Origin of the sequence: Streptomyces beijiangensis, from assembly GCF_017315755.1 — a bacterium.
GTDB lineage: Bacteria > Actinomycetota > Actinomycetes > Streptomycetales > Streptomycetaceae > Streptomyces > Streptomyces beijiangensis.
Map to the genome: position 1 here is coordinate 1 of NZ_JAFLRJ010001145.1, position 203 is coordinate 203.

1 pseudogene is annotated in these 203 nt (G+C 80.3%); it reads left to right on the top strand.

The features are described 5' to 3' along the window. Nucleotides 1–203: pseudogene (locus J0695_RS40935) on the top strand (NAD-dependent dehydratase); the annotation flags it as partial.

Consider the following 203-nt stretch of genomic DNA (forward strand, 5'->3'; position numbering starts at 1 on the left):
GGCCGGGTCCGCCCGGGCCCGCGCGCCGCCTCGGCGCTCGACGAGGGCCGCTTCGAGCCCCAGTGCCCGCATTGCGGCGCCGAGTTGGCGCCGGGCCTCGTCGGCGAGGACGCACCGGCGGACCCCCGCAATGTCTACGCGGCGACCAAGCTCGCCCAGGAGCACCTGGCCGCGTCCTGGGCCAGGGCCACCGGCGGCCGGGC